This window comes from Erythrobacter sp. JB1-4 (genome assembly GCF_057365025.1).
In genome coordinates, this window is sequence record NZ_CP200292.1 from 156,199 (window position 1) to 174,122 (window position 17,924).

Genomic DNA, 17,924 nt, shown 5'->3' on the forward strand with positions numbered 1-17,924 from the left:
GTTAGGCTCGCAACGCTGAAACCAAGAACTCAACATTGCCTTGAGGTCCGGTAATCGGGCTTTGCACAATACCTTCAATATGCCACCCAATCCCCTCTAACCAATCGCGAACTTCGCCGCAGACACGCTCATGCAGTGCCGCGTCGCGCACCACTCCGCCTTTGCCGACCTCGTGCTTTTCGACCTCAAACTGAGGTTTGATCAGAGCCACCAAGCGGCATTCCTTTGCTGCCAACTGAAGCGGCACTTCGAGCACTTTGGCAAGCCCGATAAAGCTCGCATCGCACACCACCAGATTGCATTCTTGCGTGATATGCTCGCGGGTCAAAATCCGCGCGCTCGTTTGTTCGAGCACAGTGACACGCTCGTCTTGCCGCAGCTTCCAAGCGAGCTGATTGGTGCCCGAATCCACTGCAAAAACGTGCGCCGCCCCGCCCTGCAACATGACGTCAGTAAATCCACCGGTGGAACTGCCGATATCCATCGCAACCGCGCCGCTCACATCAATGCCGAAGTGCTCGATGGCGTGGGCAAGCTTTATCCCTCCCCGGCTGACCCAAGGGTGGTCGCGCCCGCGCACCTCTAACGGCGCATCGGCGGCGATCTGTTGCCCTGGCTTTGCGACTTTGCTCTCGCCTGCAAACACCACGCCTGCCATCACCAGCGCCTGAGCCCGCGTGCGGCTTTCTACAAGGCCGCGTTCGACAAGCAAGTGGTCGACCCGGCTTTTGGGTGATTTTGTGGCTTTAGTCATAGACGTTTGTGCCGTTAGCGCGCATTTAGGCGGCATGAAAGCGACTTACTTTTTTGCAGCGGGCGCACTTGCGCTGACTTTTGGAATTGCAGCCTGTGTGGCAGGCCCTGATTTGCCTCCACCAGTGATTGCGCCGTCTCCAACAGTGACTGCCGCGCCTGCTCCTGCGCCCGCGCCAACTCCGGTGACCCCGCCGCCTGTTCAAGAGCCGCGGTATGACAACTATTTGGATGCGCCGCAGACGCCGGGCACTTGGGGCTATGCCGATGATCCCGGAGAGACGTTTGCTTATTATGGCGAGGGCGAGAATTTTCGATTTCTAATCCGGTGTGACAAACAGACCCGCAAGCTTGGTATCGCACGCCGCCTTGAAAACGGCAGCCCGAGCGAGCGGGCCATCGACATATCGACTGAGACCACACGCCGAACCGAAACCCTGACACCGGTCGCAGAAACGCTATTTATCGCGGCAGTAGAGCTTGACCCGCGCGATCCGATTTTTGACGCCATGGCGATCACAAAAGGGCGCATTGCCATCGCGGTTGAGGGCGAGCGCACGCTTTACCTGCCTGCGTGGGTGGAAATCAGCCGGGTGATCGAAGACTGCCGCTGAGCCCGGCTCCACCCGATTCTATACATTAATATCCACAGGCTTATGCACGCTGTGTCCACATGGCGTGACCCCCAAGTCTCTGAATCAAAAAGCGCCCTTGGAAAATCCTCGGACGCTCATCACTCGCCGTGTGTGGCAAGGGCGATGAGTATGACGTGGGAAAAGATTATTTCAAGTCTTGCGATGCGCTCGCCAGTGATTCACAAAGATGCTTGAGGCCAGCGGCACACGCGGCTCTCGGCTCCCCCGGTGAACGGCTGGAGTCTTGGCTTAATAGCGCGAAAGGAGGTGATCCGATGTCTCATGGTTCAGTTAAGGGGTCGGCAAGTTTCCGCACGGAGCATACTGGGTAATTTTATTGCCTCGTAAGGCTACGTGAGCGGCGCTTACCGCCGCTGACCATGAAAGGGCCAATCCGACCCACGCGTATCTGGCGTGCGAGGATTGGCCCTTTTCATTTGGAGTTTTTGTTTCATGCACCCGCATCCGCGGGCGCGTCCTCGCTAGACGGGCAGGCAAGCTGCCCCCGCTGCGGGCGGGCGGTCGCCCTTGCGGCCCTCTGGACCGTAGTGGTTCCCTTTGCCAATATCCTTGCCCTTGAGCGCGCTCACTATTATCGGCGTGTCCCATGCAATTCACTTCCATTCCCCACCCTTCCCCCACCCCCGATGCAGAGCGCACGGCGCGCATCGCTGATCCCGGTTTTGGCAAGGTCCACACCGATCACATGGTGGTGATCGATTATGACGCAGAAAAAGGCGGCTGGTATCAGGCGAGCATTGGCCCGCGCGGACCCATCGCGCTCGATCCGGCGGCATCGGTCCTGCACTATGCGCAAGAGATTTTCGAAGGGATGAAAGCCTTCACCCACGAAGATGGCGGACTCGCCATGTTCCGGCCAGAGGCAAATGCGCAGCGGTTCAACGACAGCGCGCGCCGTATGGCGATGCCCGAAATCCCCGAGGAGCTGTTCCTTGAGGCGGTCAAACTGCTGGTCAAAAAGGACGCCGACTGGATGCCGCAGGTTGAGGGCGGATCGCTCTATATCCGGCCCTTCATGTTCGCCTCCGAAGCCTTCCTCGGCGTGCGCCCCGCGACGCAGTACAAGTTTGTTGTGATCCTCGTCTCGAGCGGCAACTATTTCAAAGGCGGCGTGAACCCGGTCAAAATCTGGGTGAGCCAAGACTATGTCCGGGCTGCTCCTGGCGGCACTGGCGCGGCGAAAACCGGCGGCAATTATGCAGCCTCACTCGTCCCGCAAGCCGAAGCGATTGAGCAAAACTGCGACCAAGTCGTCTTCCTTGATGCGGTTGAGAAAAAATGGGTCGAGGAGCTTGGCGGCATGAACCTGTTCTTCATCCGCCGCGATGGCTCAGTCATCACCCCGCCGCTCACCGGCACAATCCTCCCCGGCATCACCCGCGACAGCCTCATCGCGATGCTGCGCGAAGAGGGCCTTGAGGTGCGCGAAGAGCCCTATTCGATCCAGCAATGGCGCGAGGAAGCGGAAAGCGGCGAGCTCTTGGAAACGCTGGCATGCGGGACCGCCGCAATTGTGACCCCCGTTGGCACCGTCGCCTCACACGAAGGCGAGTTCACCATCGGCACAGGCGGCATCGGCCAAATGGCGCAGAAAATGCGCGAGAAGCTGATCGGCGTGCAGGTTGGGCGTGTTGCGGACCAACACGGCTGGGTGACGCGGGTTTGAACAGGCGGGCGTAGTGGAAAACGAAAATCAGGGGCGTTCAGCAATAAAGGCAGCTTGGCTCCGTTGGCTTGCAATGTATATCCCACTCATGATTGCATTCGGTGTCGCGATTATCTGGTTGGATTTTGCGATAGTCATCGCGTTACTTCTCGTTCTTTTGATAGCGACCCTTCTTTATCAACGCTTCGTCAACAAGCGTTCGTGGCGCTCAATCCTCTGGGGAGTGCATGATACAACCGAATAACTGGTTGAACTCCTAACTCAGACAAATCCCGCCAACCCGCTTGTCGAGCCGCCGTCATCCAAGCTAAACGCCCGTTCTATGTCCGCAGACCAAAACACCTTCCAAGTCGCAGCCCTCTACTGCTTCACGCCGTTTGAAGACCCGGCGGCGATCCGCGAGCCGCTGCTGGCGATCTGCGAAGAGGCAGGGACCAAGGGCACGCTTCTTCTCGCCATTGAGGGCATCAACGGCACCATCGCAGGGACCGACAATGCGATTGGCGCGGTGGTCGATCATATCCGCTCGCTCCCCGGTTGCGCTGGGCTCGACGTCAAATACTCCACTGCATCCGAAGCGCCCTTTGCCCGCATGAAGGTCCGCCTCAAACGCGAGATCGTCACCATGGGTGAACCCGGCGTTGACCCTCGGATGAGCGTTGGCCGCTATGTCGCGCCGGAGGATTGGAACGCACTTATCTCCGACCCCGACACCATCGTGATTGACACGCGCAACGACTATGAAGTCGCCGTGGGCACGTTTGAGGGCGCGGTGGACCCGGAGACCACTTCATTCCGCGAATTTCCCAAGTGGTTCCGCGACAATCGCGAAGAATTGCTCGAAGGCAAGAAGAAGGTCGCGATGTTCTGCACCGGCGGTATTCGCTGCGAGAAATCGACCAGTTTCCTGCGCGGTGAAGGGGTCGAGGATGTCTACCACCTCAAGGGCGGCATTCTGAAATATCTCGAAACTGTGCCGGAAGAGGAAAGCAAGTGGCACGGCGACTGCTTCGTCTTTGATGAGCGGGTGACGGTCAAACACGGGCTTGAAGAAGGCGACTATCACCTGTGCCGTGCCTGCCGTCGTCCCATCACCGACGAAGACATGGAGCACGATCACTACGCCGAGGGCATTTCGTGCCCTTATTGCTATGACGAAAAGAGCGAAACACAGCGCGCACGCTATGCGATGCGCCAACGCCAGCGCGACCTTGCTAAAGAACGCGGAGAGACGCCCTGAGCCAAGCTCCCATCCTCTACTCCTTTCGCCGCTGCCCCTATGCGATGCGCGGGCGGATGGCGCTTTGGATTGCAGGGGTTACGGTTGAATTGCGTGAGGTCAAACTCGCCAACAAGCCGCCTGAACTCATCGAAGCTTCCCCCAAGGCCACCGTCCCCGTGCTGGTGCTCGATAACGGCGACGTTATTGACGAAAGCATTGCGGTCGCGCGCTGGGCGCTCTCCCAAAACGACCCCGAGGACTGGCTTTCGGGCGATGATGCGCAGCTGATCGCGCAGGCCGATGGCCCCTTCAAACACCACCTCGACCGGTACAAATACCCCAATCGCTATGAGCACGAGGCGGGCCACGGCGAGGTCGACCACCAGGCCGAAGGGCTCAAAATCTTGCATGAATGGGACGCGCGTCTCGCCAAACACGGCCAGATGGCGGGCGCCAGCCGCACCCTTGCCGACATCGCGCTCTTCCCCTTCATCCGCCAGTTTGCCAACCACAATCGCGTATGGTTCGATGCTCAGGCCCTCCCCCATCTGCATCCCTGGCTCGAGGAGCATTTGGCCTCTGATTTGTTCGCCAGTATCATGCCCAAATTCACGCCTTGGAAGAATGGCGACCCACCAATAGCTTTCGGGCAATAATTGCAGAGTTTGCGGTTATCGGCACGTTAACCTTGCGGGTATAGCTTCGGCCCCATGCAAGATTTGTCCCCCTCTTTTACGGTTTCGCGCGACGACCGCGCTCGCGAAATTCATTGGGCGGCCAAAGGCTTGTGGGAAGAAAGCAATGTGGTTGCGCTCTTTCAAAAATTGCTCGAGGTCTCAAAACCTTTTCGCGATGATCGGCAAGGGTTTCGGGTGATGGGTGATCTTCGCGAATTCCCCACACAAAAAGCCAATATCGCAGAGCGTATCCGCACCTCGCAAGAAACCTCAGCGCAGCTTGGCGTCGACCGGATGGCGATTGTCTACACCTCGACTTTGCAAAAGCAGCAATTTCGCAGGGTAAGCAGCGCCCTTGATTGCCAATTTTTCACCGATCGCGCCGAAGCGCTCGCCTGGTTACGCAGCTAGGGTTACGCAGCTAGGGTTACGCTTCCACGGGGCTACCCCCTAGTGGCCAATCGCCCATCCTTAACAATCTCGCGATTATGGCATCATGCATGCAATCGCTCGCGCCAAAACACATGATTTCATCGAACACAGCCCGGGCCGAGGTGACCTTCACTATCACCGGCTTTTATGATTATGACGCGATTCAACAGCTGCATGATGAGCTCGACAAACACGCGTTTCCGCTGTTCAAGGCGGGCAAGAAAATCCACGTCCTTGGCGATATGGATGGGTTCGTCACCCAATCGCGTGAAACGGGAAATGCCATCGCAAACCATCTTGCGCGCTCTCAGGACTTCAACCTGTCGCGCATTGCGATCTTCAACGCATCAACGCTCGTCCAACTGCAATACAAGCGGATCAGCACCGGTATCGAGGTGGAGTTTTTCGAAACGCGCACCGATGCAATCCGCTGGCTTCGCAGGCCTTATGCCAACGCGGCCTGACCACCCAAAGCATCCATAAACGCATCAATCAACCAACTGGTCGCAGGGCCCAGCAAGGTGTCCCGGCGCCAAAGCGCATAAAGCGTGTATTGAGCGCCCGGTTTTTCCGGCAAGTCCAATTCGACAAGGCGCGCTTGCGCCAAATCATCGGCCACCATATCGCGCGGCATGTTGCCCCAACCCAGCCCCTCTTTCAAAAGCGAATGCTTGGCCGACAAATCCCCCAACCGCCACGTCAGCGGGCTCAGCACCGAAAATTCACGGCCCTGCGTGCGGGTTGAGCGATCCGACAACACCAATTGCAAGTGTTTGCGGCTTTCTCCAGCTGCGATATTGCTGGCCGTTAAAGGATGGCTTGGGGAGGCCACCGGGATAAGCTCAACCTGTCCGATTGCCTGGCGTTCCAATTGCAGGTCATCGCTGACTATCGGGCCGCCAATCGCCAGCTGTGCGCCCTCTTCGATCAGGCACTGTGCCACCGCGCCCAGCCCCTCTACCCTGAGATTAAGCGCTACGGTGGGATACCGCTCACGAAAGGCGGCAAGCACATGCGCGGTAACTTCGCCCGGCATCATGACGTCGATAACAAGCGCCAGATCGCTCTCAAGTCCGGCATGAAGCGAGCCGGCCTTCGCAAGCAGGCTGTCCACCCCATCTGCCACATGGCGCGCTTCGGCGAGCAGGCCTGCCCCTGCCTTGGTCAGTACCGGCTTTCGCGACCCTTCCCGCTCAAACAGCGTCACGGCCAGCTGCGCTTCCAACTGTGCAATGCCATAGCTGATCGCGGAAACAGCGCGGTTCATCCGCCGCGCTGCGCCGCCAAAGCTGCCTTCCTCCACTACGGTCAGAAAAATCCGCAAATGATCGAGACTGGGATCGCCGAGCTTCATACGATGAATGTTCAGATATTTCGAACATTTTAGCAAGTTTTATCGCAGTTACTTGACCGACAATCGGCGGCTATCTCCTTTTTCAACGAAGCAAACAACGCCCCAATCCAGGGGGTGTGAGCATAGACAGGAGTAGCACCGTGACCGATCAAACAACCGGCCCCATCATTGAATTGCGCCCTTTTGAAAGCCTTGGCGGTGCAAACCACGGCTGGCTTGATGCGCGCCATCATTTTTCATTTGCAGGTTATCACGATCCTGCCCGTGTGAACTGGGGTTCGCTCCGGGTTTGGAATGACGACACCATCGCCCCTGGCACCGGCTTTCCCACTCACCCCCACTCCGACATGGAAATCATCACCTATGTTCGCAAAGGCGCGATCACGCACCGCGATAACCAAGGCAACGAGGGCCGCACCGAGGCTGGCGATGTACAAGTGATGAGCGCTGGCAACGGAATTCAGCATTCGGAATACAACCGCGAGGACGAGGACACACAGATTTTCCAGATCTGGATCGTCCCAGACGAGCGTGGCGGAACGCCTCACTGGGGCGCTCGTGAGTTCCCTAAAGGCGAGCGTGCCGGGGCCTTTGTGACCCTCGCAAGCGGTTCTGCCAATGACAATGAGGCCCTGCCTATCCGCAGCAATGCAAAGGTTTTGGGCGCCACGATCAAGGCCGGTGACAGCGTGACCTATGACGTGGCCGACGCCTCGCGGCACCTTTATCTCGTGCCTGCCCAAGGCAAGGTGCGCATTGAGACTGTCGAGGGCGTGGAGGGCGCACAAGCCGGGGCCCGCGACGGCGTTGCAATCACGGGCACCGACACTGTGACGCTCACCGCGCTTGAAGACAGCGAAGTCGTTCTCGTCGACGCTGCCTGAGCCATCCCCAACCCATCCCCAACCCATCCCCCCCGGGGCCGGTTACTTCCCCTCTCCTCAACCGGCCCCAACCCTTCTTCCAATCATTCAGGAGCTTTTCTTATGCCTCACATCCTCCACATCACCTCCAGCATTCGCGGCGATGAAAGCGTTTCCAACCAGCTTGGCAATGCGCTCGTCGAGGGTTTGGCCGCCAAATCAGGCGCGAACATTACGAAACGTGACCTTGCCGCAAATGACATTCCCTTTGTGGATGCCGACCGCTTTGCCGCCAATCTCGCGCCCGCTGGTGAGCGCACCGCTGAGCAGGCCGAACTTGCTGCGATTGCCGATACTCTGATCGCCGAATTGCAGGCCGCAGACACCATCGTCATCAGCTCACCGATTTACAATTTTGGCGTCCCCGCGGTCGTCAAAGCATGGGCCGATCTGGTTGCGCGCGCCGGCACCACCTTCCAGTACACACCAGATGGCCCCAAAGGCATGCTCGAAGGAAAGAAGGCCTACATCACCATCGCCTCGGGTGGGACGCCTGTGGGTTCAGACATCGACTTTATGAGCAGCTGGCTGACATTTTTCCTCGGCTTTCTTGGCATCACGCAGGTCGAAGTTGTTGCAGCAGACGGTATCATGGGCGGTGATGGCCCAGCCAAGCTCGACGCTGCTCATGCCAAAATTGCGCGGCTCGCTGCATAAACTATCACGTTTTTGAGGAGATTATCGATGACCACACCTGCGCACACTCACGCCGCTACCTCCACTTCGCAGGACGCTCTTGCGCTCGTTGGGCGGCTATTGCTCGCTGCTCTATTTGTCCTTGCCGGGATCAATAAGATTACAGGTATGGAGGGGACTGTCGGCTACATCAGCTCAGCCGGATTGCCATTGCCAAAAGCTGTCTATTTCGGAACGGTCGCATTGGAAATTGGCGGCGGTCTTCTGCTCGCAGCCGGTTTCAAAACCCGATATGTCGCTCTTGCATTGGGCGTTTTCACGGTCTTGGCCGCCGTCATCTTTCACAGTGATTTCTCTCAGCAAATTGAGATGACGATGTTCCTCAAAAACCTCGCGATTGCAGGCGGAATGTTCGCTGTCGCCGCCTTTGGCGCGGGACGTTATTCACTGGACCGCAGCTGACCCGCAATCAACTCGCCCTAGAATACGTGAGACACCGGGCGGCCAGGCGCTTCCCGGTGTCTTCTATTTGGGAAGAGCGCCCTCGGAAAAAGCGCCCTCTGGGAGCGCGGCGCGAACCTCGGCAAGCCACACGTCGGCCACCGCATCGCTGGGCGCGCGCCAGTCTCCGCGTGGGCTCAGAGCACCTGCTGATGAAACCTTGGGCCCATTGGGCATGGCGCTGCGTTTGAATTGCGAGAAGCCGAAGAAGCGTTTGAGGAATGTCTCAAGCCATTTGGCAATCTCACCAAGGTCATATTCGCTCTTGCGGTGCTCTGGGAAACCAGCGGGCCATGCGCCCGCCGAAGCATCACGCCATGCGTGCCATGCGAGGAAAGCGATTTTGCCGGGACGCTGACCAAAGCGGACGGTGTGGTGCAGGAAAAAGTCGTGCAGCTCATAGGGGCCAACGGTTGCCTCGGTGTCCTGGATCGCGCCGTCCTCGCCCGGTGGAATAAGCTCTGGTGAGATCACCGTGTCGTAAACGCTCATCAGGATATCAGCGCAGGCATCATCGAATTGCCGAGTTTCAGCGGTCCATCGGATCAGGAACCGGATGAGCGTCTTTGGCACGCCGGAATTGACGCCGTAATGGCTCATATGATCGCCAACACCGTATGTGCACCAGCCGAGCGCAAGTTCGCTAAGGTCGCCTGTGCCCACCACAAAGCCCGAATGTTGCCCGGCAAGACGGAACAGATAGTCTGTGCGCAGCCCCGCCTGCACGTTCTCAAAGGTCACATCATATTGCGGCTCACCGCTCGCAAAGGGGTGCCCCATATCTTCGAGCATTTTGGTAGCCGCTGGCTTGATATCAATTTCCTCGGCGGTGACGCCAAAGACTTCCATCAGTTTCCAAGCGTTGGACTTGGTGCCATCGGACGTGCCGAAACCGGGCATGGTGTACCCACGAATGGTGGTGCGTGGCAGGCCCAGCCGGTCACACGCCTTGCTCGCCACGATCAAAGCATGGGTGCTGTCCAACCCGCCTGAAATGCCGATGACCAGGCTTTTCGCATGGCTCGCCTCAATCCGGCGCATCAGAGCATCGACTTGGATATTGAAAGCCTCAAAGCAATCATCATCCAGCGTCTTGGGATCGTTGGGCACGAAGGGGAAACGGCGCGAAGGGCGCAGAAGGCCGATGTCTTTGTATGTGCGCTCTTCCTCGTCCTGCCAGTCGGGGTCCACGCCTTTGTGGTCAAAATCAACGAGGCGGATGGTATCCTCCGGGCGTCCTTCTGCCTCAGCGGCATCGCCAAAGGTCTGATTGCGCATGCGTTCAGACGTGATGCGATCAAGGTCTATATCGACCACGCACAGCTCAGGCTCGCGTTCGAACCGCGTGCTTTCAGCCAGCAATTCGCCCAGTTCATAGACAACGCCCTGCCCATCCCAAGCAAGATCGGTGGTGCTCTCGCCATATCCGCTGGCGGAATAGACATAGGCGCAGATCGACCGCGCACTCATAGAGCGGCAGTGCAAATGGCGATCATCCGCGCGCCCAATGGTGATGGGGGAGGCAGACAGATTGCAAAGCACATTTGCGCCAGCGAGCGCTAACCGTGTGCCGGGCGGATTGGGCGCCCAAAAGTCTTCGCAAATCTCCACGCCAAAGGTGAAGCCGGGAATATTGCGAGCGGAGAAAAGGAGGTCGGTGCCAAACTCAAACTCATCCTGGCCCAAGGTAATCCAAGCGTTTTCAATCCCGCGCCCATGCGCAAAATGCCGCTTTTCATAAAATTCACGGTAATTGGGAAGATAGCTTTTTGGCACAATGCCCTGCACCTGCCCGCCCGCAATCACGACAGCGCAATTGTAGAGCCTGCCATTGCGCCGCAAAGGTGCCCCGATGACGAGCACCGGGATGAGGTCTTTGGTCGCCTCTGCGATGTCGAAAACTGCATTTTCCACTGCGACCAACACGGCATGCTGAAGCAGCAAGTCATCGATAGCGTAGGACGATACGCACAGCTCTGGGTACACGACCAGATCGACGTGCTGGTCATGCGCTTTTCGCGCCTCGGCCAAAATGCCCTTAACATTGTACGCCACATCCGCGGTTCGCAAAGCGGGCGTTGCGGTGGCGACGCGCACAAAGCCGTGTTCGTGCATATCGTAAAAGGGATGCGTGTTTTCAGCCATATGCGCCTCCTAGCGGCTAAGCGTTAAAGCTCCAAGAGTTACACTAGATTGCCTTTCACCCCTGACAGCGAAACATTGTTCTCGTCCGCTTGCATCAAGCGCGTGAAAGCGCCACCTTTCGTGACAACAGTGAGGCGAGGAATGGCTCCTAGCCTTAAAGCAAAAGGACACAAGATGGCCGACCCAACCTACACACCGCCCGCCGTTTGGAGCGCAGACACCGAAAGCGGTGGCCGCTTTGCCAGCATCAACCGCCCGACTGCCGGCGCGCGCGAAGAAAAAGCATTGCCGCGTGGGCAAAATCCGTTTCAGCTTTACTCGCTTGCAACACCCAATGGTGTGAAGGTCACGATCATGCTCGAGGAGCTGATTGAAAAGGGTCACGCAGGCGCAGAATATGACGCCTACACCATCAACATTGGCGAAGGCGCGCAGTTCACAAGCGGCTTTGTCGATGTGAACCCCAACTCGAAGATCCCTGCGATAGTCGATGCGAGCGGCGATAAAGACGTGCGCGTTTTTGAAAGCGGCGCGATCCTTGTGCACTTGGCTGAAAAGTTCGGCGAATTCCTCCCCACCGAACCGGCGGCGCGCGCTGAAACGCTGTCTTGGCTGTTCTGGCAAGTGGCATCCGGCCCTTTCATCGGCGGCGGTTTTGGCCATTTTTACGCCTATGCACCGGAAAAATATGAGTACCCGATCAACCGCTATGCAATGGAAACCAAGCGGATTTTCGACGTCGCAAACCAGCAGCTGGCCAAAACGCAATATTTGGCAGGCGATGAGTATACGATTGCCGATATGGCAAACTTCCCATGGCTTGCACCGTTCTTTGCAGGCACGATCTATAACGAGGCCAAGACCTTCCTTTCAATCGAGGAAGACTACCCGAACGTTGGCCGCTGGGCGCGCGAGATTGCCAAGCGTCCCGGCGTTCAGCGCGGTCGCCTCGTGAACAAGGTCTGGGGCGATGAAGACCAGCAAGTGCCTGAGCGTCACTCTGCAGCAGACTTCGAAGGCAAGAACCTCGATTTCACGTTCTAGGCGCAGTTGGCTAATCGGCACTCGCTGACCAACACACTTTTTGATCAGACGAATGGGCTGGAAGTTTTATCGCTTCCGGCCCATTACTGTTTGAAACATAAGGGACTGAGGATTTGGCCCAAGAAGCAGAGCAAGACGAACGCATCGGTTTGGGCGAGAAGCTGGGCTATGGCGTTGGAGACTTAGCCTCGGGCTTGATGCTAAATTTCTTCGGCTTTTATCTCCTTTATTTCTTCGTCGACCTTGGAGGTCTCGCACCTGCTGCGATTGGCCTCATGTTCCTTGTCACAAAGCTGATCGACGCCTTTACCGACCCGATGATGGGCATGGTCGCCGACCGCACACGCACGCGTTGGGGGCGGTATCGACCATACATATTGTTCGGGTCAGTGCCCTTGGGGCTGAGCATGGTCCTCATCTTCAGCGTGCCCGGGGATATGGGCGAGACAGCGCTGCTCATCTGGGTCTACGCAACATACTCCTTGTGCATGCTCGCCTTTACTGTGGTGAACGTGCCTTATGGAGGGCTCTTGGGCGTGATCTCGCCATCGTCAGAACAACGCAACCGCGTCACCGCTTTCCGCATGTTCTTCTCAGCCAGCGGCGGTATCTTGGTGGGCGCGCTTGGTACGACGCTCGTGCGCGAGCTTGGCGGCGGGGATGAGCGGCTTGGCCTGCTCCTCACCATTTCGTGTATCGCAGCGGTCTCGGTCGCGTGCCTTCTCACCACATTTGCAACCACCAAAGAACGCATTCCGCCCGCCCCGCAAAACGGATCGGTTGCAGGCGACTTGGGCGTGCTTTTGCGCACAGGTCCGTGGATCGTGGTGGTGATCGCCGCCATCCTCGGCGTCACGTCCATCGCTGCGCGTGCGGCGACCGCGCCGTTCTTTTTCAAATATGTCGCAGGCGATGACGGGAGCCCGGTGTTCCTCTTCTTCGACCGCCCTGCCCTGTTCCTGACCGCCTTGGCATTGGGTCAGGTGTCGGGCGTTATCATTGGCAATTTTTTGATGCGTTGGGTCGAGAAATCGCACCTGCTTATCGCCGCAGGCTTTTCGATGGCGGCCTTTATCATGGTGTTTTACGCGCTGCCGCTTGATGCCATTTGGCCTCAAACCACGATGCAACTGGCAATCGGTATCGGGTTTGGCCTTTTGATGGTCCTCTCCTATTCAATGTTCACGGATATTGCCGAATTCATCGATTGGAAGACCAAGCGGCAGATGACCGCTTTGGTTATTGCCGCCTCGGTTTTCGGTGTGAAAGCCGGGATCGGCGTTGGATCATTTATTCCCGGCGTCACCCTTGAGTGGACAGGCTTCACCGCTGAGGGACAAATGAGCGAATCGGCGTTGATGGGCATACAAATTGCATTTGCATTCATCCCGGCAGGAATTCTTATCCCAGCAGCAGGAGCGCTCTTCTTTTACGGCATAAATCGCCGTGTCATAGCCGAAGCGGAAGGCGAACTTTCGCAGCGGCGCGAGGCCCTCTTATGATGTCTGTCACAAATTTAGCAAAATCGCCTCTTCACATCCGCGAAAGACCCGCTATATCGCGCTCTCTGCTGGGGCGTCGCCAAGTGGTAAGGCACCGCTTTTTGGTAGCGGCATTCGCAGGTTCGATCCCTGCCGCCCCAGCCATCTTTCCTTATTTCACCGCTTCCAAGACCGCCGCTGCAAGGGCGCGGCCCGATAGGAATGCGCCTTCCACGCGCGGCGAATGAAGATAATCGCCTGCGAGCCCCAGGTTCAATGTCGCATCAAACCGCGCTGCATCGCCTTTGACAGGGGCAGGCATGGCATAAAGCCAGCGGTGAGCAACCAAGTGGATCGGCTTGATCGCAGGCCCGCCTGTTTGAGCAAAGAAATCCGCAAGCAAAACGGATGCCGCCTCTTCCTTTGGCAGATCGATGATCTCGTGACTTCGCGCAGGGCTTGCATGAAGCACCCAGCATTCATCGCCTGCCCTTTCAGGCTTTGCAGAATTGCGCGCGGCCCAGGAAATCGCCGCCTCCGGGTCACGCAGGCTGTCCGCCGTAACGCCCAAGGGTTCAGCAAAGGCCGCCATCACCGCCCAGCACGGCTCTGAGCGAACAGACGCTGGGATTGCGGCTAAGCCGGGCGCAACGTCGGCAAGAAGCTCAGCTGCCTGTTCTGCTGGCACCGTGATCAGCACCGTGCCTGCGCGAAAGCTCTCCTCGCCTGCATCGATGTGCCATTCATCGCCGTCGCGTTTGAGGGTGAGCGCGCGGGCGCTCCAACGCACGTCAAGCTCCCGCGCCATCGCCTTGATCGGGCCGTTCATGCCCGGCGTTCCCACCCAAGCCTCGTTCCCCGCTGCCGGCCATTGAGCAACCGCGCCTTTGGCCTCCCACGCCTTTACAACGTCTTGGAAAGCGGCGTCGCGTGCGGTGAAATATTGCGCGCCGTGGTCAAATGAAACCGTTTGCCCCTCAATCTCAGCGCGCCTTGCAGCCATCCGGCCACCGGGCCCGCGCCCTTTGTCGAGCACGCGCACATCGCGCCCCTCGCTGGAAAGAATCGTTGCACAAGTCAGCCCCGCCATACCGGCGCCGATGATAAGAATGTCGGTGTAAGGTTTGTCCATGCAGGGCAAACGCCCCGACCCGCTTTGGTTTCCCGGCCTCGGCAGTCTTATTCCTAAGGCGCGCTGCGATTGGGCCGCGCTTCGGCAAGGATCATTGAAAACCGCTCTTTATCATCAAGCCAGCGCGCCTGTGGTTCCCACCCGCCTGCAAGCAGCATCATGCCAGAGGTCCGGCGGTTGAACTTGTGGCTGTTTTCGGTGTGGATGGTTTCACCCTTGCGCATGGCAAACCGGGTTCCAGCCACGGTGAAAGCGGTGTCGCCCTTTGCAACCAAATGCATCTCAACGCGGGCATATTCATCATTCCAGCGCGCTTCATGAGTGAGCAGAGCCAGATCAATATCGCCTTGAAGCTCGCGATTGATGCGCCTGACCAGATTATAGTTGAACTGCGCCGTCACGCCAGCCGCGTCATCATACGCCGCTTCGAGCACATCGACATCTTTGATAAGGTCCATACCAATCAGAAGCTTAGAGCCAACACCTAAAGTCTCACGCATATTGCGCAGCAGATCGACCGCGGTTCGTGGGACCATGTTGCCGATCGTTGAGCCGGGAAAAAACCCAAGTTTAGGCACGTCCGCGATGGCAGTGGGCAGCTTCACTTGCCGCATAAAGTCCGCCTCAACCGGATAGATGGGCACTTGCGGAAATTTGGCGGCAAGCTCTTTTGCCGATGCCCGCAAAAAATCGCCCGCAATATCAAGCGGCACATAGGCGGCCGGGTCTATCGCTGAAAGGAGAAGCGGCGTTTTCACAGATGAGCCAGAGCCAAACTCCACCACCGCGCAGCCCGGTGCAATCATATCGGCAAAGCTTGCCGCTTGATGCGTGAGGATCTGCGTCTCGGCCCGCGTGGGATAATATTCGGGAACCTGCGTGATATCCTCAAACAATTGCGAACCGGCATCATCATAAAGCCAGCGCGCCGCAATGGCCTTTTGCTCTTGGCTCAGCCCGGCGAGCACACTTTCGCGAAACGCGGTGTCCACTCCGCTTTCGTCAAGATCGACGAGTTGGAGGCCTTCATGGGTGCTCATAAATCTAAAGGTCCTTTGCCAGCCTAAGGCCGGTGAATTGCCAGCGTTGGTGGGGGTAAAAGAAATTGCGGTAAGAGGCGCGCGAATGGCCCCGCACCGTGGCGCAGCTTGCGCCTTTGAGGACGAATTGCCCGCTCATAAATTTGCCGTTGTATTCACCCACCGCGCCTTTGGCGGGCGCAAAGCGCGGGTATGGCAAATAGGCAGAGCGTGTGAATTGCCAACAATCGCCAAACAAATCCTGGCCGCCCGATGGTAATGACGGCGCTTGCCCATCCAGCTGATTGCCAGAGGCAGGACTATGCGCTTGAGGGGTCCCTTCCCCCTCTTGACCGCGAGCAATCGCCTCCCACTCAAATTCGGTCGGAAGCCGCGCACCGGCCCATGTCGCAAAGGCATCGGCCTCGTAATAGGAGATATGCGCAGCGGGCGCATTGGCATCTCTTGGCTGCCATCCGGCATGGGTAAAGTGCTCTTCATCGCGCCAGTAAAGCGGCGAGCCAATCGCGTTTTCGCGCACCCAGGCAAGGCCATCAGAGAGCCAAAGCGAGGGTGTCTTATAGCCGCCGTCAGCGATAAATTCGTCCCATTCGCCATTGGTGACCAACCTATCGCCAAGCGCAAAGGGTTCCAGCAAGACGCGGTGGCGCGGGCCTTCATTGTCAAAGGCGAAACCCTCCTCGTCATGACCTACAAGCGCAATGCCGCCGGGATGCTGATGCCAATCCATCGGCTCAGTCGCAGCAGTGTCCATCGGCTGTTGCGCAAACATCGCTGGGCCAAGAGGGTTTTGAAAAAGCGCATGCTTTATGTCCGTCAGCAGCAATTCGATGTGTTGCTGTTCATGCGCAATGCCAAGGGCAATAAGATCGGCAAGCGACGGGTCATCGAGCAATGGCTCCATCGCCGCGGCAACGCATGCGCGCCAATCAAGCACTTCCTCTAAGGTTGGCCGAGACAACATGCCGCGCGAAAACCGAGAAATCCGGGCCCCTTTTGCCTCATAGTATGAGTTGAAAAGGAACGGCCAATCCTCATTGTACAAGGCGTAATCGCTTGCGTGTTCGCGAAGCAGGAAGGTTTCCCAAAACCAATTGGTATGCGCCAGGTGCCATTTGGCGGGGCTTGCATCCTCCATCGATTGAATGGTCGCATCGGCGTCTGACAGAGGCTCCACCAGGCTTCCCATCAGCGCGCGCGTTTGTGCAAACTGGTCTGCCAGTGATTGATCGGTAATGACAATGTGCGCGCGGGGCGCGGGGGTAGACACTATATGTCCCCTCAACGTGAGGTGTGCGTTATCGCTTGGCGTAGATATCCGGCTCTGTGGCTGAAAATCAAGGCATAGTCGCAATACCAATACACACCGCTGTGTCGCAGTTTGATGACACAGGTGTGGGCGGAGCGCAGCGCAGAAAGTGTTTTCCTACATCAGGCATGCGCGTCATGATGGCTGCGGCTCTTTCACAATCAAATCCGGCGGCGAATTGCGCTTACAAAGTGTCACTTTCTCAGCAACAGCAAAGCATTGATAAAGCTTGGCTTGTTGGGAATTTATGTTGGAATAAGGTGACACATGTGTCACCTTGCATTTTTCGCAACTTATGAGGTTGGCGTCGTTTCGCTGGTTTCCCAAAGCACGGCGACCAATCGCTGAACCTCTCCATCGCCCCCTCGCATATTGCAGGCTTTAAGCACCATCGAACGCGGTGTGTGATCGGACCTTTGAAGCGTGAATTGCACCTCATATGGCTCTGTCCGATCAAACTGATCACGAGCAATCGAGACCAGATCGACCCCGGCTTGTTTGAGCCGCTGTGTGATCTCGCTTTGCGACAACGCTTGATCATCCGATATGGCTTGTTCGCCCGCACCTCCAAGCATGCGTGAAAAGCCATCTGAAAATCGCTGCGATCCGGTGGTGAAATCATAATGCCACACGCCGCGCTGTGCTGGATTGTGGTCAGCCCTTAGCATTTCAAGGAATGCGTGCACCGCGTCAGATTGGGCCCGCAATTCGCGCGAACGCTTACCCGCTTTGCGCCGACGCGCTGAAACCCGGCCCACCGTCACCAAGGCAATCATCGCCATGGCAAGACACCCCCAAAGAAGCGCGTCATTGGTGAGAAACGTGCTCAGCATCTCTCCCCCGGTCGGGGCAGGCGTGTTGTCTGGTGGCAAAGGGCTGGGCGTTGCAAGGGCGGACATGGCCCGCGCAAGATAGGCGCAAAGCGCGCGCTATCCCAGCACGCTCACCTCCAT

General features: G+C 57.8%; 19 protein-coding genes and 1 tRNA gene. 13 read left to right on the forward strand and 7 right to left on the reverse strand.

The annotated features are described in order from the left end of the window. Position 1: 1 nt before the first annotated feature. Positions 2–754 (reverse strand): TlyA family RNA methyltransferase, encoded by a 753-nt coding sequence (locus AC0V61_RS00800; RefSeq protein WP_486155355.1) that lies wholly within the window; start codon positions 752–754, stop codon positions 2–4. 34 nt (positions 755–788) lie between these two features. On the opposite strand from AC0V61_RS00800, the gene AC0V61_RS00805 reads away from it, so the two are divergent. From AC0V61_RS00805 to AC0V61_RS00835, 7 genes are all read left to right on the forward strand, one after another. Then, positions 789–1,367, forward strand: coding sequence for a hypothetical protein (locus tag AC0V61_RS00805; RefSeq protein ID WP_486155356.1), 579 nt, complete (start codon positions 789–791; stop codon positions 1,365–1,367). A 628-nt stretch (positions 1,368–1,995) separates the two neighbouring features. After that, positions 1,996–3,075, forward strand: coding sequence for a branched-chain amino acid aminotransferase (locus AC0V61_RS00810; protein ID WP_486155357.1), 1,080 nt, complete (start codon positions 1,996–1,998; stop codon positions 3,073–3,075). A 13-nt stretch (positions 3,076–3,088) separates the two neighbouring features. Further along, on the forward strand, positions 3,089–3,319 hold the full coding sequence (locus tag AC0V61_RS00815; RefSeq protein ID WP_486155358.1) for a hypothetical protein: 231 nt from the start codon (positions 3,089–3,091) through the stop codon (positions 3,317–3,319). A gap of 78 nt (positions 3,320–3,397) precedes the next feature. Then, a complete protein-coding gene (trhO, locus tag AC0V61_RS00820; protein ID WP_486155359.1) occupies positions 3,398–4,315 on the forward strand; it encodes an oxygen-dependent tRNA uridine(34) hydroxylase TrhO in 918 nt (305 codons plus the stop codon). After that, a complete protein-coding gene (locus tag AC0V61_RS00825; RefSeq protein WP_486159411.1) occupies positions 4,312–4,953 on the forward strand; it encodes a glutathione S-transferase in 642 nt (213 codons plus the stop codon). Before trhO ends, AC0V61_RS00825 begins: the two co-directional genes overlap by 4 nt. A gap of 54 nt (positions 4,954–5,007) precedes the next feature. Further along, positions 5,008–5,385, forward strand: coding sequence for an STAS/SEC14 domain-containing protein (locus AC0V61_RS00830; RefSeq protein ID WP_486155360.1), 378 nt, complete (start codon positions 5,008–5,010; stop codon positions 5,383–5,385). Positions 5,386–5,474: 89 nt separating this feature from the next. Then, the gene (locus AC0V61_RS00835) at positions 5,475–5,870 is read left to right on the forward strand and encodes a SpoIIAA family protein (protein ID WP_486155361.1); all 396 of its coding nucleotides are present in this window, start codon (positions 5,475–5,477) and stop codon (positions 5,868–5,870) included. On the opposite strand, the gene AC0V61_RS00840 is transcribed toward AC0V61_RS00835, so the two are convergent. Further along, positions 5,852–6,760 carry a LysR family transcriptional regulator gene (locus tag AC0V61_RS00840; RefSeq protein WP_486155362.1) on the reverse strand — a complete coding sequence of 303 codons (909 nt, stop codon included), beginning with the start codon at positions 6,758–6,760 and terminating at the stop codon, positions 5,852–5,854. The genes AC0V61_RS00835 and AC0V61_RS00840 overlap by 19 nt on opposite strands. Positions 6,761–6,924: 164 nt before the next feature. Between AC0V61_RS00840 and AC0V61_RS00845 the strand changes: the two genes are divergently transcribed. The 3 genes from AC0V61_RS00845 (at position 6,925) to AC0V61_RS00855 (ending at position 8,781) form a co-directional block, all read left to right on the forward strand. Beyond that, a complete protein-coding gene (locus tag AC0V61_RS00845) occupies positions 6,925–7,644 on the forward strand; it encodes a pirin family protein (protein WP_486159413.1) in 720 nt (239 codons plus the stop codon). A 102-nt stretch (positions 7,645–7,746) separates the two neighbouring features. Next, positions 7,747–8,340 carry an FMN-dependent NADH-azoreductase gene (locus tag AC0V61_RS00850; RefSeq protein WP_486155363.1) on the forward strand — a complete coding sequence of 198 codons (594 nt, stop codon included), beginning with the start codon at positions 7,747–7,749 and terminating at the stop codon, positions 8,338–8,340. A gap of 27 nt (positions 8,341–8,367) precedes the next feature. Continuing rightward, entirely contained in the window at positions 8,368–8,781 is a 414-nt protein-coding gene (locus AC0V61_RS00855) for a DoxX family protein (protein WP_486155364.1), read from the forward strand. A gap of 63 nt (positions 8,782–8,844) precedes the next feature. Here the strand turns inward: AC0V61_RS00855 and AC0V61_RS00860 are convergent, their stop codons facing one another. Next, a complete protein-coding gene (locus AC0V61_RS00860; RefSeq protein WP_486155365.1) occupies positions 8,845–10,965 on the reverse strand; it encodes an NAD(+) synthase in 2,121 nt (706 codons plus the stop codon). Between the two features lie 174 nt (positions 10,966–11,139). Here AC0V61_RS00860 and yghU point away from each other — a divergent pair, with 174 nt between their 5' ends. The 3 genes from yghU to AC0V61_RS00875 all read left to right on the forward strand — a co-directional run bounded on the left by yghU (position 11,140) and on the right by AC0V61_RS00875 (position 13,655). Then, entirely contained in the window at positions 11,140–12,009 is an 870-nt protein-coding gene (gene yghU / locus AC0V61_RS00865) for a glutathione-dependent disulfide-bond oxidoreductase (RefSeq protein ID WP_486155366.1), read from the forward strand. Positions 12,010–12,122: 113 nt separating this feature from the next. After that, positions 12,123–13,511, forward strand: coding sequence for an MFS transporter (locus tag AC0V61_RS00870; protein WP_486155367.1), 1,389 nt, complete (start codon positions 12,123–12,125; stop codon positions 13,509–13,511). A gap of 69 nt (positions 13,512–13,580) precedes the next feature. Further along, a tRNA-Gln gene (locus AC0V61_RS00875) sits at positions 13,581–13,655 on the forward strand. Between the two features lie 7 nt (positions 13,656–13,662). On the opposite strand, the gene AC0V61_RS00880 is transcribed toward AC0V61_RS00875, so the two are convergent. The 4 genes from AC0V61_RS00880 to AC0V61_RS00895 all read right to left on the reverse strand — a co-directional run bounded on the left by AC0V61_RS00880 (position 13,663) and on the right by AC0V61_RS00895 (position 17,870). Further along, positions 13,663–14,622: an NAD(P)/FAD-dependent oxidoreductase gene (locus tag AC0V61_RS00880; RefSeq protein WP_486155368.1), complete on the reverse strand. Its 960-nt coding sequence runs from the start codon at positions 14,620–14,622 to the stop codon at positions 13,663–13,665. 53 nt (positions 14,623–14,675) lie between these two features. Beyond that, positions 14,676–15,662, reverse strand: coding sequence for an L-histidine N(alpha)-methyltransferase (egtD, locus tag AC0V61_RS00885; protein ID WP_486155369.1), 987 nt, complete (start codon positions 15,660–15,662; stop codon positions 14,676–14,678). A 4-nt stretch (positions 15,663–15,666) separates the two neighbouring features. Next, positions 15,667–16,932 carry an ergothioneine biosynthesis protein EgtB gene (gene egtB, locus AC0V61_RS00890; protein WP_486155370.1) on the reverse strand — a complete coding sequence of 422 codons (1,266 nt, stop codon included), beginning with the start codon at positions 16,930–16,932 and terminating at the stop codon, positions 15,667–15,669. A gap of 332 nt (positions 16,933–17,264) precedes the next feature. Continuing rightward, on the reverse strand, positions 17,265–17,870 hold the full coding sequence (locus AC0V61_RS00895) for a hypothetical protein (RefSeq protein ID WP_486155371.1): 606 nt from the start codon (positions 17,868–17,870) through the stop codon (positions 17,265–17,267). Positions 17,871–17,924 lie beyond the last annotated feature (54 nt).

Coding starts and splice junctions, on each gene's coding strand:
- AC0V61_RS00860 (WP_486155365.1), bottom strand. CDS start 10,965: ATGGCTGAAAACACGCATCCCTTTTACGATATGCACGAACACGGCTTT.
- egtD (WP_486155369.1), bottom strand. CDS start 15,662: ATGAGCACCCATGAAGGCCTCCAACTCGTCGATCTTGACGAAAGCGGA.
- trhO (WP_486155359.1), top strand. CDS start 3,398: ATGTCCGCAGACCAAAACACCTTCCAAGTCGCAGCCCTCTACTGCTTC.
- AC0V61_RS00810 (WP_486155357.1), top strand. CDS start 1,996: ATGCAATTCACTTCCATTCCCCACCCTTCCCCCACCCCCGATGCAGAG.
- AC0V61_RS00840 (WP_486155362.1), bottom strand. CDS start 6,760: ATGAAGCTCGGCGATCCCAGTCTCGATCATTTGCGGATTTTTCTGACC.
- AC0V61_RS00855 (WP_486155364.1), top strand. CDS start 8,368: ATGACCACACCTGCGCACACTCACGCCGCTACCTCCACTTCGCAGGAC.
- AC0V61_RS00835 (WP_486155361.1), top strand. CDS start 5,475: ATGCAATCGCTCGCGCCAAAACACATGATTTCATCGAACACAGCCCGG.
- AC0V61_RS00800 (WP_486155355.1), bottom strand. CDS start 754: ATGACTAAAGCCACAAAATCACCCAAAAGCCGGGTCGACCACTTGCTT.
- AC0V61_RS00850 (WP_486155363.1), top strand. CDS start 7,747: ATGCCTCACATCCTCCACATCACCTCCAGCATTCGCGGCGATGAAAGC.
- AC0V61_RS00805 (WP_486155356.1), top strand. CDS start 789: ATGAAAGCGACTTACTTTTTTGCAGCGGGCGCACTTGCGCTGACTTTT.
- AC0V61_RS00830 (WP_486155360.1), top strand. CDS start 5,008: ATGCAAGATTTGTCCCCCTCTTTTACGGTTTCGCGCGACGACCGCGCT.
- yghU (WP_486155366.1), top strand. CDS start 11,140: ATGGCCGACCCAACCTACACACCGCCCGCCGTTTGGAGCGCAGACACC.
- AC0V61_RS00895 (WP_486155371.1), bottom strand. CDS start 17,870: ATGTCCGCCCTTGCAACGCCCAGCCCTTTGCCACCAGACAACACGCCT.
- AC0V61_RS00880 (WP_486155368.1), bottom strand. CDS start 14,622: ATGGACAAACCTTACACCGACATTCTTATCATCGGCGCCGGTATGGCG.